The sequence below is a fragment of the Curtobacterium phyllosphaerae genome (assembly GCF_049341865.1).
In the GTDB taxonomy this organism is placed as follows: Bacteria; Actinomycetota; Actinomycetes; order Actinomycetales; family Microbacteriaceae; genus Curtobacterium; species Curtobacterium phyllosphaerae.
The window spans coordinates 15,462-28,285 of record NZ_JBMPIU010000001.1; the positions used below are offsets into that span (position 1 = coordinate 15,462).

General features: G+C 72.6%; 13 protein-coding genes. 9 read left to right on the forward strand and 4 right to left on the reverse strand.

What is annotated here, in order from left to right; genetic code table 11:
- Positions 1–66: 66 nt before the first annotated feature.
- Complete coding sequence (locus ACO0E0_RS00075) at positions 67–2,055, forward strand: lectin-like domain-containing protein (RefSeq protein WP_422869224.1); 1,989 nt, start codon at positions 67–69, stop codon at positions 2,053–2,055.
- A gap of 126 nt (positions 2,056–2,181) precedes the next feature.
- On the forward strand, positions 2,182–2,634 hold the full coding sequence (locus ACO0E0_RS00080; RefSeq protein ID WP_422869225.1) for a hypothetical protein: 453 nt from the start codon (positions 2,182–2,184) through the stop codon (positions 2,632–2,634).
- Between the two features lie 91 nt (positions 2,635–2,725).
- On the opposite strand, the gene ACO0E0_RS00085 is transcribed toward ACO0E0_RS00080, so the two are convergent.
- Positions 2,726–2,911, reverse strand: a complete 186-nt coding sequence (locus tag ACO0E0_RS00085; protein WP_422869227.1) for a hypothetical protein — start codon at positions 2,909–2,911, stop codon at positions 2,726–2,728.
- A 157-nt stretch (positions 2,912–3,068) separates the two neighbouring features.
- Here ACO0E0_RS00085 and ACO0E0_RS00090 point away from each other — a divergent pair, with 157 nt between their 5' ends.
- The 5 genes from ACO0E0_RS00090 to ACO0E0_RS00110 all read left to right on the forward strand — a co-directional run bounded on the left by ACO0E0_RS00090 (position 3,069) and on the right by ACO0E0_RS00110 (position 6,788).
- Complete coding sequence (locus ACO0E0_RS00090) at positions 3,069–3,710, forward strand: DUF308 domain-containing protein (protein WP_422869229.1); 642 nt, start codon at positions 3,069–3,071, stop codon at positions 3,708–3,710.
- Positions 3,707–3,961 carry a hypothetical protein gene (locus tag ACO0E0_RS00095; protein ID WP_422869230.1) on the forward strand — a complete coding sequence of 85 codons (255 nt, stop codon included), beginning with the start codon at positions 3,707–3,709 and terminating at the stop codon, positions 3,959–3,961. Before ACO0E0_RS00090 ends, ACO0E0_RS00095 begins: the two co-directional genes overlap by 4 nt.
- Entirely contained in the window at positions 3,939–5,423 is a 1,485-nt protein-coding gene (locus ACO0E0_RS00100; RefSeq protein WP_422869231.1) for an MFS transporter, read from the forward strand. The genes ACO0E0_RS00095 and ACO0E0_RS00100 overlap by 23 nt, the downstream gene beginning before the upstream one ends.
- A gap of 276 nt (positions 5,424–5,699) precedes the next feature.
- Positions 5,700–5,972 (forward strand): hypothetical protein, encoded by a 273-nt coding sequence (locus ACO0E0_RS00105; RefSeq protein WP_422869233.1) that lies wholly within the window; start codon positions 5,700–5,702, stop codon positions 5,970–5,972.
- 141 nt (positions 5,973–6,113) lie between these two features.
- Positions 6,114–6,788, forward strand: coding sequence for an HAD family hydrolase (locus ACO0E0_RS00110; protein WP_422869234.1), 675 nt, complete (start codon positions 6,114–6,116; stop codon positions 6,786–6,788).
- Positions 6,789–6,917: 129 nt separating this feature from the next.
- Here ACO0E0_RS00110 and ACO0E0_RS00115 read toward each other — a convergent pair whose 3' ends face one another.
- The 3 genes from ACO0E0_RS00115 to ACO0E0_RS00125 all read right to left on the reverse strand — a co-directional run bounded on the left by ACO0E0_RS00115 (position 6,918) and on the right by ACO0E0_RS00125 (position 9,842).
- Positions 6,918–7,670, reverse strand: coding sequence for a hypothetical protein (locus tag ACO0E0_RS00115; protein WP_422869236.1), 753 nt, complete (start codon positions 7,668–7,670; stop codon positions 6,918–6,920).
- Between the two features lie 76 nt (positions 7,671–7,746).
- Positions 7,747–9,159, reverse strand: coding sequence for a sensor histidine kinase (locus ACO0E0_RS00120; protein WP_422869238.1), 1,413 nt, complete (start codon positions 9,157–9,159; stop codon positions 7,747–7,749).
- The gene (locus tag ACO0E0_RS00125) at positions 9,156–9,842 is read right to left on the reverse strand and encodes a response regulator transcription factor (RefSeq protein ID WP_422869240.1); all 687 of its coding nucleotides are present in this window, start codon (positions 9,840–9,842) and stop codon (positions 9,156–9,158) included. The genes ACO0E0_RS00120 and ACO0E0_RS00125 overlap by 4 nt, the downstream gene beginning before the upstream one ends.
- Before the next feature lie 307 nt (positions 9,843–10,149).
- Between ACO0E0_RS00125 and ACO0E0_RS00130 the strand changes: the two genes are divergently transcribed.
- Together ACO0E0_RS00130 and ACO0E0_RS00135 are read left to right on the forward strand one after the other, a co-directional pair.
- Positions 10,150–11,730 (forward strand): AAA family ATPase, encoded by a 1,581-nt coding sequence (locus tag ACO0E0_RS00130; RefSeq protein ID WP_422869242.1) that lies wholly within the window; start codon positions 10,150–10,152, stop codon positions 11,728–11,730.
- A gap of 465 nt (positions 11,731–12,195) precedes the next feature.
- The gene (locus tag ACO0E0_RS00135; protein WP_422869244.1) at positions 12,196–12,816 is read left to right on the forward strand and encodes a hypothetical protein; all 621 of its coding nucleotides are present in this window, start codon (positions 12,196–12,198) and stop codon (positions 12,814–12,816) included.
- Positions 12,817–12,824: the final 8 nt, after the last annotated feature.

Here is a 12,824-nt window from a genome sequence, read left to right on the forward strand (position 1 = left end):
GGGCCGCTCTCCACAGACGCGGTCCCGCCCGCCCCGTGGCAGCGCACGCATCCCGAGCATGGTCGCATGCACACAACGACACGACGACCACGTTCCGACCATCCCTCCACGACCGCCCCGCCCCGGCGGCGCCCCCGGCTCGTCGCCGCTGCCGCGCTGCTGATCGTGGGGGCCTGCAGCGCGCTCGGCTCCGGTGCGACGGCGACCGCGGCGGAGCTCGCGTTCCCGTTCCACACCGACTTCGACAGCGCTGACGGCGGCACGCTCTCCGGTGACGCCACGATCGACGACGGCTGGCTCCGTCTGACGTCCGCCGACCAGAGCGAGGCAGGGTCCTGGCTCACCGACGACGTCTTCCCGTCGGACCTCGGGCTCGAGATCGAGTTCCGCTACGCCATGCACGGCGGCACCGGGGCCGACGGCCTGCTGATGTCCCTGTCGGACGGCTCGGTGGCGCCGGGTGTCGGACGTCCCGGCGCCTCGCTCGGGTACACCTGCTACGACGACACCGGGCAGTACGGCATGTGCGACGTCCCGGGGATGCCAGGGGCGTTCGTCGGGCTCGGCTTCGACCGGTACGGCAACTTCTCACGGACCATGAACGAGTCCGGGGGGCCGGGCAAGGTCGAGCAGGTCGTGCTCCGGGGCTCCGGGAACGGCACCGACGGCTACCACTTCCTCGACGAGGCTCCGGCACTCGGTGGCACCGTCGAGACCGGTTCCCGGGCGCAGGCGCGGACGGTCCAGGTCACGGTCGAGCCGAACGCCGACGGCACCCTCGCGATGACGGTCCGCTCGGACACCGGACCCGGGACCCGGATGCGGACGGTGCTCGACGGCGTCGACCTCCAGGGACCGGGCCAGGCAGCACTCCCGCCGACCCTCCGCCTCGGGTTCTCCGCGTCGACCGGGAGCTTCACGAACATCCACGAGATCGACGACCTCACGGTGTCGATCCCGACGAACCTCCGGGTGACGCAGTCCATGCCCGACCCGGTCACCGCCGGCACGCGCGTGACCGCCACCACGGTGGTGTCGAACGTCGGGCGGAACGGTGCGGACGGCAGCGGGGTGCGCATCACGGTGCCGCCGGAGCTCGAGAACGTGCGGTGGACCTGCACCGCCTCGACCGGAGCGGCGTGCGGAGCGGGGTCCGGGACCGGGAACGCCGTCGCGACGACCGCCGACCTGCCGCCGGGCACGAGCGTCACGTACACGATCGACGGCGATCTCCGTCCGGCCGCGACCGGGCAGATCGCGAGCGTGGCCGACGTCGTTCCGCCGGCGAACAGGACCGACACCGACGAGTCGGACAACGTCTCGACCATCCGGGCGGGTGTGGTCGCGAAGGCGGACCTCGCCACGGGCAAGCAGGTGGTCCTCGACGACGGTGCCACCTCCATCGCACCGGGTGGGACCTTCACGTACCGGATCACCGCGGAGAACCGGGGACCGTCGACCGCGACCCGGGTCGGTGCGACGGACGACCTGCCGTCGGCGGTGACGTTCGTCGACTCCACGGACGACTGCACCGCGGACGGGCGGCACGTCCGCTGCACCTCGGACGCCGCGGTCGCGCCGGGGGAGTCCCACGGGTTCTCGTTCCGCGCGGAGCTCGCCGCCGACTACCGTGGGGACGGCTCGGACGTCGTGAACATCGCCGTCGCCACGTCGCCCGACGACGCCGACGGGGGCGATCCGTCCGATCCGGTACGACTCGTCGTGGACGGCGGGGAACCGCCCGCCCCCACGGTGACGCCGACGCCGACGCCGGGCGACGGTTCCGGTGGCGCCGACCCGAGCGACGAGGGCTCGCCGCACGGTGAGGCGGGCGCGAGCGGTCCGGCTGGCCACGGGACGTCGTCGGGGTCGGGTCCGAACCGTCTGGCGTTCACCGGGTCCGTCGGGACGGCGCTGCTCCTCGCGATCGGGGCTGCTGGGGTGGTCGGCGGCGTGGTGCTCGTCGTCGCGCGGCGCCGGTCACGGCGCTCGGACGTCGATGACGTCCTCGGCGAGGACGACCTCGGCATCATGTCGGGCAGCGGTCTGGACTGACGGTACGGGGCCGACGCCGGCACCAGAGTCGGCCCCGTCCTCGACCTCGGTGTCGGCGTCGGCATCGGTATCGGTGTCGGTGTCGGTGTCGGCATCGGTGTCGGCCGTGCGCGGTACGGTCGCCGCATGCGTGATGAGGAACTCGCCGCGGCCTCCGCCCGCCATGCCGAGCGCGTCCGGGCGGCCGGCGGTGTCCCACGCGACTCCGTCGTCCCCGAGCAACCACTCGACGAACGGGTCGCACGGGCACGCTCGGCGGACAGCGCTCGCACCCGACGTGCGGCGGATCAGATCCTCGCCGGACGGGGCGTGCGCGCGGCACGGAACCTCGCCGACGTCGACGACCAGGCACGCATCGCGTGGGGGCAGGTCGGTCCGGACGAGGCCGACTTCGATGCCAGGGTCACGCTCGCGGCGGCGATCCATGCAGCACGCGCCGCCACCGTCGCGCGGCAGCGGAACGACGAGACCACCGACGGAGCAGCGCGCGCGGCACGTGGCCGGCTCGCGTCCCGCATCGGTCGGCGAGAGCGCGGGGACGACCCGGGGCGGCTCGGGGACGTCCTCGATGGACGCTGACCCCGGATCAGTCGGTCAGAGGATCGCCGATGGGCCGGAAGATCGCCGGCCGGTCGGAGGACCGCCGCTCGGTCAGAGGAGCGCCGGTCGGTCAGAGGATCGCGCTCGCGCCGGAGGGTCCGCCCTCGGCGAGCAGTGCGCGGATCTCACTGATGTCGAGCGGGACGGTGTCGAGCGCCACGCGGTCCATCGGCACCCGTGCGAGCGGCACCGTGTCGATCGGGCTCCCCATGGCGGCGGCGTCGGGGTGCATGCGGTTCGCAGGAGATCGGTCCATGCTCCGATCCTGCTCTCCTGATGCTGAACGGTGGACACGCAGCGCACTGGACAGGCGTGTTCGAGCATCCTCAGCGGTCGTCGCGTCCGGGCCGACGTCCGGCTCGGATCCGGGCGGTACCATTGTCCGTCCGATCATCACCGCCGGAAGGGGTTCCGTGTCCCACACCGTGGACGACGCCGCACTGCGCGCCCGGTACTGGCCGGTCCCCGTCCTCCGGGCGATCCCCGCGGCGGTCGTCGCACTCGTGATCACGTTCTCGTCGAACCACGGCGCGGGGTACGGCCTGCTCCTGTTCGGCGGGTTCGCGATCGTCGAGGGTGTCCTGCTCGGGCTCGGCAGTGCCCGCCGACTCGACGACCGGTCCGCGCGGCGCATGGCGCTCGTGCAGTCCGTGGTGAGCATCGTCGCCGGGGTCGTGGCGCTCCTCCTGGCCGGATCGGGTCTCCCGGCCTTCATCGCGGTCGTCACCGTCTTCGCCGTCGTCACCGGTGTCATCGAGCTCCTGCAGGGGGTCCGCGCTCGGCGGACTTCGTCGTTCGCGCGGGACTGGATGACGGTCGGTGGCCTCACCGTCGCCCTCGCCGTCGCGTTCCTCGTGACCCCACCCGACTACTCCAAGCAGCTCGGCGGTGTGGAACGGGTCACCGGGACCCTCGATTCGTCGATCATCCTGGTGGGGCTCCTCGGCGCCTACCTCGCCCTCACCGCGGTCTTCCACCTGATCGCCGGACTCTCGCACAAGTGGGGAACGACCGCGCCGACGCCGGTCGCCCCGGACGGAGCACCACACGCATGACCACCCCCAGCCGCCGCGACCGCCTGCGTCCCGTCGAACTCCTCGCGATCTCCGCGATCGTTGCGGTGTTCGTCGGGCTCGTCGTGCTGATGTCGACGCGGGAGGTCGCGCTCGCCGGCATCTTCCTCTGCATCGCGTTCATCGTGGTGGTGGTGGTGCTCGCGATGCTCCAACTCGCGTCGACGAGCGACCAGGACGACAACGACATGCTCGGCGGCCACAAGGACGGTGACGGCGACGGCTTCCACTGAACGACGGGACCCCGGGCGGCGCGGCGACGAGCTCGCGCTCCCACCCCGGTACCGGCACCGGACCCTGATCCTCGCCGTCTGCTGTCTCAGCCTGTTCATCGTGTCGCTCGACGCGACGGTCGTGAACGTCGCCCTCCCGTCGATCGGCCGTGAGCTGCACAGCACCATCGCGGGGCTGCAGTGGACGATCGACGCGTACACCCTCGTGCTCGCGAGCCTCCTCATGCTGTCCGGCTCGACAGCAGACCGGATCGGACGGCGTCGGACGTTCCAGGTCGGCCTGGCGCTGTTCTCCGTCGGGTCGCTGCTGTGCTCGCTCGCGCCGAGCGTGGGGTGGCTCGTGGTGTTCCGGATGGTGCAGGCGGTCGGCGGTTCGATGATGAACCCCGTCGCGATGTCGATCATCACGGCGACGTTCGACGACGCCCGGGAGCGTGCGCGCGCGGTCGGTGTCTGGGGGGCGGTGGTCGGTGTCTCGATGGGTCTCGGCCCGCTCGTCGGCGGGGCGCTGACCGACACCGTCGGGTGGCGTGCCATCTTCTGGATCAACGTGCCGATCGGCATCGGCGCGATCGTCCTGACCGCCCTGTTCGTGCCCGAGTCCCGGTCCGCGCGTCCGGCGCGCTTCGACCCGGCGGGGCAGACGCTCGTCATCGTCCTCCTCGCCTCCCTCGTCGGCGGGCTGATCGAAGGGCCACGCCTCGGGTGGTCCTCGCCGGGTGCGCTCGGGCTCTTCGTCGTCGCGGCCGCAGCCCTCGCCGCGCTCGTGGCCGTCGAGCAGCGGCGACGGGAGCCGTTGATCGACGTCCGGTTCTTCCGCAGCATCCCGTTCTCCACCTCGGTCATCGCCGCGATCGGGGCGTTCGGGGCGAACGGCGCGTTCCTGTTCCTGAACGCGCTGTACCTGCAGGAGGTCCGGGGCATGTCCCCGTTCGAGGCCGGCCTCTGGACGCTGCCCGCCGCAGTCGCGACCATGCTCGTGTCGCCGCTGTCCGGTCGGCTCGTCGGATCGGTCGGCACGCGTGTCCCCCTCGTCCTCGCCGGGGTCGGGATCGGTGCGGGCGGGCTCGTCCTGACGACCATCGATGTGACGACGCCGCTGTGGGTCCTCGCGGTCGCGTTCGCACTCTTCGGCGTCGGGTTCGGCATGGTGAACGCCCCGATCACGAACACGGCGGTGTCCGGGATGCCCCGCGCGCGGTCGGGGTCCGCGGCGGCCGTGGCCTCGACCAGTCGGCAGACGGGTGTGTCGCTCGGGGTCGCACTCGCCGGGACGGTGACGGGGGCGAGCGCCGTGGCCTCGGTCGGCGCGGACTTCGCCGTCGCGACGCACGCGATGTGGTGGATCGTCGTCGGCATCGCCGCGGGGATCATCGCGATCGGGTTCGTGGCGACCTCCGACAGGGCGCGCCGGTCGGTCGAGGGCATCGCGCCCCTGCTCGAGGAGCCGGCCGCCGCCTGAGACGGCGAGAGACCACGGCGGACGGACCTGGAGCGCACGGACGGTGGGGAACGCGCCGACGGTCGGTGAGCGCGCCGGAGTGCAGGCCCTCGAACGGGGGGCTGACTTCCGGAGCGGTCTCCGACACTGTTCAGGGACTGCCGTCTCGGGCGGCGTGGACTGAGGGAGCGGCATGCGTCATCGATCAGACCTGCCGGTGACGCCGGGGGCGTCCCGGGGCGTGGTCGTCGCCGTCGCGCCGACCGCAGCATCCGCGGCCGGGACCGCGGTGGGATCGTGAACACCTCCGTGCTGCCGCGTCGCATGACCGCGGTGACGGTCGCCGTCCTCGTCGGCGTCGTGCTCGGGACGATCGCGTTCCCGGGCCTCGGGGCGGTGATCGCCGGGATGAGCTACGCGATCCCGGGCATCCGCCGGACCAGGTGGAGCGCGATCACGGTCGGTGTCGCCGGCCTGGTCTCGCTCGGGGTGTCCGTGCTCCTGGTCATCGGGGTCTTCGGGCCGATCGGAGTGGGCTCCGCGTTCACCGACGATCCTCCGGTGGGCTGACCGACAGGTGCGGCCGGGAGGTCCACTCGGTCGGTCCAGCCGGCGCACCTCGTCGGTGGTGCGCTCGCAGGCGTGCGTCCTACGCTGGTGCGCACGGCGAGGGTCATCCCGGCCCAGCCCACCGGCGCCCGGAGGAACAACGTGGAGAAACCGCTCGCAGTCCTGTTCGACATCGACGAGACCCTCGTCCACACCGGTGGGGCCGGCGGCCGCAGCTGGAAGGCGGCGTTCCTCGACCTACACGGGATCCCGGCCGACATCGGTGAGCACACCTCGTCGGGCGAGACCGACCCGGAGGTCGGGCGGGAGACGTTCGAGGGCGTCCTCCACCGCGAGCCGACCCCGAACGAGCTCGCACGGCTCTACGCCCGCTACCTGTGGCACCTCGCCGCCGACATCCGGACGGCACCGGGCTACCGCGTCGAGGCCGGCGTGGACGACCTCCTGGGGCACCTGGCCGCCGAGGGGATCGTGCTCGGCGTCATCTCCGGCGCGATGGAGGGTGCTGCCCGCGCCAAGATGGAGCCGGGTGACCTGGGCCGGTACTTCGTGTTCGGTGCCTACGGCTCGGACTCGCCCGACCGCGACGAGGCGACACGGGCCGCGATCCGGAAGGCGTCCCTGATCGTCGGGCACGACCTGACGCCGGAGGAGGTGTTCGTCGTCGGTGACACCCCGCACGACATCACGTCCGCGCACGCGGCGGGGGCCATCGGGATCGGGGTCGCGACGGGCCACTACTCGGCGGACGAACTGCGCGACGCCGGCGCGGATGCGGTGCTCGACGACCTGACGGCGGCGTTCCCCGGTCTGTGACCGTCGTCGAGCCCTGACCCCGGTTCCGATCCCGAGCGTGCAGGATCACCCGGTCCGTGCCCGGGCGCACGCGGTCGAACTGCACGCTCGCGGTCGGCACGCACGCCGACCTCCGTGACGGGACGCCGCTCAGCCGTGCAGGGCCTGGCGGATGTCGTGGACGTCCTTCCGGGCGGCCTCGTCGGCGGTGCGCAGTGCACGGGCCTTCGTGCGCACGGCGGCCATCGCGGAGTGGGCCTGGTCGAACTGGGCGGGGGCGACGGCGAGCGCCGCGGTGTCGAGACCCTGCGCGCCCGACTGCAGGGAGGTGATCTGCTGCTGCAGGTCGGCCAGGGCACTCTTCGCCGACGCGGTGTCCTTCGCCTGGTGCTTGCCGATGCGGTCGGCGAGCTTCTGCGCGGTGGCCTGCAGGTGCGGCACGGTGGTCGCGGTGGTGCGGTCCGCCTCCCGGACGATCCGCTCCTGGGGCAGCGTCACGGCGATGACCCGGTACTGGCGGAAGATCGTCCGGAAGTCGGAGCGGGCCGCCTCCGTGGTGGTGTCCGCGGCGATCGTCGACTGCAGGTGCTGCATGCCCGTCAGGTCGCCCTGCAGGTTCGACGACACGCTGCTGCGGTCGCCGGCGGTGAGCGTCTTGTCCGCGTCGACCTTCGTGATCGCGGCGTTCAGCTTCGTGATCCGGCTCGCAGTGGCGGACGCGGCTGCGGCCTGGATCTGCTGCAGCGTGGCGTCCTTGCCGAGATGGGTTCGGTGGGCCGGTGACGACGATGCGGCAGCGGTGGGGGCGGGAGTGGCCGCGAACGCGCCGGTGGCGGATGCGGTGACGGTGCCGGCGGTGACGAGTGCGACGGCCAGCGGGGTGAGGATCGGTGAGATGTTCATGACCGCACTGTGATCCGCGCACGCAAGCCGACGGTCAGTGGTGTGTACGGATCGTGTACGGGCACCCGGCGCGTGGTCAGGACGACTCGCGGGGGAGCGTGACCCGGAACTCTGCCCCGGCCGGTCGAGCGACCGGCTCGATGACGCCTCCGAGCCGCTCGGTCAGGCGTGCCGCGATCGAGAGCCCGAGGCCGGTCCCGACCGGTCGGTCACCGCTGTGTCGGTCGCGGAGCGCACCCCGGACGAACACCTGCTGCAGGTCCCCGGCGTCGAGGCCGGGGCCGGTGTCGATGACCGACACCGCGACGTGGTCCGGTGCGGCGAGCACGTGGATGCGCACGACACCGCCGGACGGTGACACCCGCAACGCGTTCTCGATCAGGCCGTCCACGAGTTGACGGACCCGGAGCGGATCGGAGACGATGCGGACGCTCCCGGGGGCCGACTCGCGTCGGACCGACACGTCGATCGTGGCGGCCCGACCGCCCCACGCCGTCACGGCCTGGTCGACGAGCGCGACGACGTCGAAGGGCTCTCGGCGGATGGCGAAGTCGTCCGCTTCGAGACGGGCCAGGGCGAGCAGGTCGCCGACGAACGCGTCGAGCCGTTCCGTCTCCGCGCGCATCACACCGGCCACGTGCGGGACGTCGGGCGCCGCCACGAGACCGTCAGCGAGTGCGTCCGCGTAGCCCCGCAGGGCTGCGAGCGGCGTCCGGAACTCGTGGGAGATCGACAGGAGGAACTCCCGCTGCGCGCCCTCGGACCGGGCCAGCTCGGTGTCGAGCACCTGCAGAGCGCGCTGGATCTCGGCGATCTCCCTCGCGGCCGGGGCGTCCGCCGCGCCGATGTCGCCGGTGTCCCGGATGTCCCCGGTGTCCGGCCTCGGTGCGGTGAGTCCACGGTCGCCGTGCGCGAGCCGGGTCGCGGTGGACGCGATGGCCCGCAGGGGCCTCGTCGTGAACCGAGCGAGGACGATCCCCAGGCCGATGGCGACGAACACACCGATCAGGAGGGCGATCGCGAACCGGTCCAGGACCCGGTCGCCATGCAGGATGGACACGTCCTCGACCGCGATGACCGACCCGCCGCCCCGCGCGGGGACCGCCTCGACGAGCACCGTCCGCAGACCTGTGACGTCGCGCGCCGAGACGCGGTCCTCGGTCGCCAGACGGTTCGCAAGCCTGCGCGGCAGTGGTGCAGCGAGCGCGGAGACGCCGCCGGTGCCGCCGAACCCGATGTCGATGCGCCCACCGCTCCGTCGCTCGAGCCGGGCTGCCAGCCGGGCACGGTCGTCCGGCGAGGACGCGGCGACGACCTCGGCCGATGCCCGCAGCACGAGCCCGGTCTGCTGCAGCGACTCCTGCCGGACCAGCTGGAACCCGGCGATCGAGACGGCGAGCACGGCGACGACGGCGACCGCGACCGTGGTGAGCACGATCCGCCCGGTCAGACTGGGCGGCAGCACCCGGCGACGTCCCGGTGGGGTCATCGCGGCGGCTGCGGGTCGAAGGCGTAGCCCACACCCCGGACGGTGCGGACGCCGGCGTCCGGTCCGAGCTTCGCGCGGAGCTGCGCGACGTGGACGTCGACGGTCCGGGTGCCGCTGAAGTCGCTGATGCCCCACACCGCACTGAGCAGCTGCGCGCGTTCGAAGACCCGTCCCGGCTCCGCGGCGAGATGCGCGAGCAGGTCGAACTCGGTCGCGGTGAGGGCCACCGGCTGCTGGTTCCTCGTCACCGTCCGACGGTCCCGGTCGATGCGCAGGTCGCCCGCGACGACGGCGACGCTCGAGCGGACCCCGGTCCGGCGGACGAGCCCCCGGACACGCGCCGCGAGCTCCCGGCCGGAGAACGGTTTGGTCAGGTAGTCGTCGGCGCCGAGTTCGATGCCGAGGACCCGGTCCACCTCGCTGCCACGGGCTGTGACGAGCACGAGCGGCGTCCAGTTCTCCTCGCGGCGCAGCGCTCGGACGATCTCGATCCCGTCGAGGGTCGGCAGACCGACGTCCACGACGGCGGCGACCGGCGCGGATCTGCGGATGAGCGCGAGTGCGTCCTGCCCGTCACGGACGACCTGGACCGTGAACCCGGCGTCCTGCAGGTACATCCGCTCCACGTCGGCGATCGCGGGCTCGTCCTCGGCGACGACCACCAGTCCGCGTGCTGCATCCATCACAGATCCCTTCCGGTCCGCGGGGAACCGATCAGGGCGACCGCGAAGGAGCTGACCACGACCCAGCCCGGGAATCGTACGAGCGGGAGACGCCGTGCGCCAGACGCGGCCCGTCGCGCTTTGTGAGTTCGTAGGAGACGCACCGGTCCGCCCGAGGTCGACGCGGTGCGTGCGAGGTCGACGTCCTCCGGTGCGGTGTCGAGCGTGCACTTCTGCCGCGTCCTCGCTCGGACGACCGGGCGGATCTGCACGCTCGGCGGGGGCGGCGACGGAACCGGCCCCGTGGTCACGCTGGCAGGATACGACTGTGCTCGAAGACGACGACCGGACCCTGATGCGGGCGCTGACCCGCTACCTGGAACACGCGAACGAACTGGCCGCCGCGGAGCAGCGTGCCGTGCTCACCCCGCTCGGCGAACGGATTCGTGACCACCTCGGCGTCGATCCGCAGTCCGTCCCGGTGGTCACCGAGGACTTCGCCGACCACCGTCTGGTCGACGCCGACATCGCCCTCGAGGTGCTCGCGGGCGACGACCCGGACGCGCTGATCGGGATCGCGGGCGACGACGGCCGGTTCCAGACCTCCGTCGGCGAGCTCGTCGCGAACCCGCATCACCGGTGGACGATCGGCCCAGTGACCTACGCCGCGAAGGCAGTGGGCCCGACCGCTACCCGGCGCGTGGTGTCCTTCGGCCTCCGGCTCTTCACCGTCGACGGGACCCCGGTCGTGGTGCTCCAGCGTGCTGCGAAGCCGGAGTACGGACGGCAGGAGGCCGGCATCGAGCTGCTCTGCGTCGACCAGGAGCGCGCCACCGAGTTCCTGCACCGTCTCCGTGCCCTGATGATCGAGCACAGCGTGCTCCGCGGCCAGGTGCTGTCGCTCGCCCGTTCCGAGTACGGGTCCGATGCCGGTGCCACCTTCCTCCAGCGACCCGTCACCGGTGCGGACGAGGTCATCCTCCCGGACGGGCTGCTCGACGAGGTCGTCGGTCACGTCGTCGGCATCGGCGAGCAGCGCGCCGCACTGCTCGCGGCCGGTCAGCACCTCAAGCGCGGCGTCCTGCTCTACGGCCCTCCCGGTACCGGCAAGACGCTGACCATCCGGCATCTGCTCGCTCGGACTCCGGGAGTCACCGCGGTCCTGCTCACCGGCTCGAGCATCGCGGCGATCGGGGCGGCGGCCGAGATCGCCCGGACGTTCCAACCCTCGATCGTGGTCCTCGAGGACATCGACCTCGTGGCGATGGAACGGCACACCTCGCCGCAACCGCTGCTGTTCGAGGTCCTCGACGCACTCGACGGGCTCGACGGCGACGCCGACGTCGCGTTCGTCATGACCACGAACCGGGTCGCCGTGCTCGAACGTGCCCTGGCGGACCGTCCCGGACGGGTGGACCTGGCGGTCGAGGTCCCCCTGCCCGGCGAGGCCGAACGGGTCCGCCTGTTCCGCCGGTACGCCGGGTCGCTGCCGTTCTCCGGGGGTGCGCTGCAGGGTGCGGCGGCGCGGGCCGAGGGCACGACCGGGTCGTTCGCGAAGGAGCTCATGCGGCGGAGCGTGCTCGGAGCCGCCCTGCGCGGAGCGGAACCGGCCGACGACGACCTCGAAGGGGCGCTCGACGCGCTGCTCACCGCCCGGTCCGCGCTGACGCGCAAGCTGCTCGGGACACGCGAGGGCAGCGATGACGACATCGACGACGACACCGAGGGGTTCGACGACGACACCGAGGAGTTCGACGGCGAGACCGATGGCCTCGGGGCTGCAGCTGGGACGTCGGACGGCTGGTTCGCGTTCGCCCCGGGTTCCGGCATGACCTTCCGTGCGGGCATGCAGATCGGGTCGGGGTTCATCCCGGACCGACCGGACGCGGGCGACGACCAGGACCAGTAGCGGGCGGGGCAGGTACACCGGGGAACCGATCAGGGCGACCGCGAGGGAGCTGACCACGACCCAGCCCGGGAATCGTACGAGCGGGAGACGCCGTGCGCCAGACGCGGCCCGTCGCACTTCGTGAGTTCGTAGGAGATGCACCGGTCCGCCCGAGGTCGACGCGGTGCGTGCGAGGTCGACGTCCTCCGGTGCGGTGTCGAGCGTGCACTTCCGCCGCGTCCTCGCCCGGGACGACCGGGCGGACCTGCACGCTCGGCGGAACCGGCCACCGGGGAGCCATCGGGGGCCCACGCGTGCCCACGGGTGGACCGCCGCGAGCGTGCACTTCTGCCGCGTCCTCGCTCGGACCACCGGGCGGACCTGCACGCTCGGTGAGGCCGAGCACGGATCCAGGCCGAGCCCGGGCGCCGAGGACGACGGTCGGGAGACACGGAGCACGACATACTGAGGCCTCGGAGGAGCGCGATGGCACCGAGCAGATCGACCCGCGGGTCACGGCTGACGATCGCCGCAGTGATCGCCGCAGTGATCGCCGCGGTGGTCGTCGTCGGGGGCGTGCTCGCGATCCGTGGCGTCGACAGCGATCGGACACCGGCGGCGACCGCGACCACGACGCCCGCAACGCCCACGACGACGGGCGCCGGGCCGCAGGGGACCGTCGTGTTCGACGCCGACGGTCCGGACCTGCCCGGGGCGGACGTCCTCGACCGCTGCGACACCGATCGTCGCGCCGTCGTGGCGCGGTACACGACGGCAGCGCTCGGCTCCGTCGTGATGCAGTGCGGCGACACCGGCCAGGGGTACCGGCACATCACGCTCCGCCACGAACGCGACTGGGACGACGAACTCACTGCCGCCCACTCGGACCGCGACTGGGACGACCTCATGCTGACCGCCGTCCGGGTCGCCCTCACCCAGCCGTCGGTGGGACTGCCGGCGGACGCCGGGGACGGCAAGCTGTGCTACTCGGCTGCCATCCGGTTCGATGACGGATCGACGCCGTCCGACGGGTTCGTCAAGGTCATCGTCTCAGCGACCACCGACCGGGTGATCACGGCGTACCCGACGACCCGCGCCGACTGCTGACCCGTCGG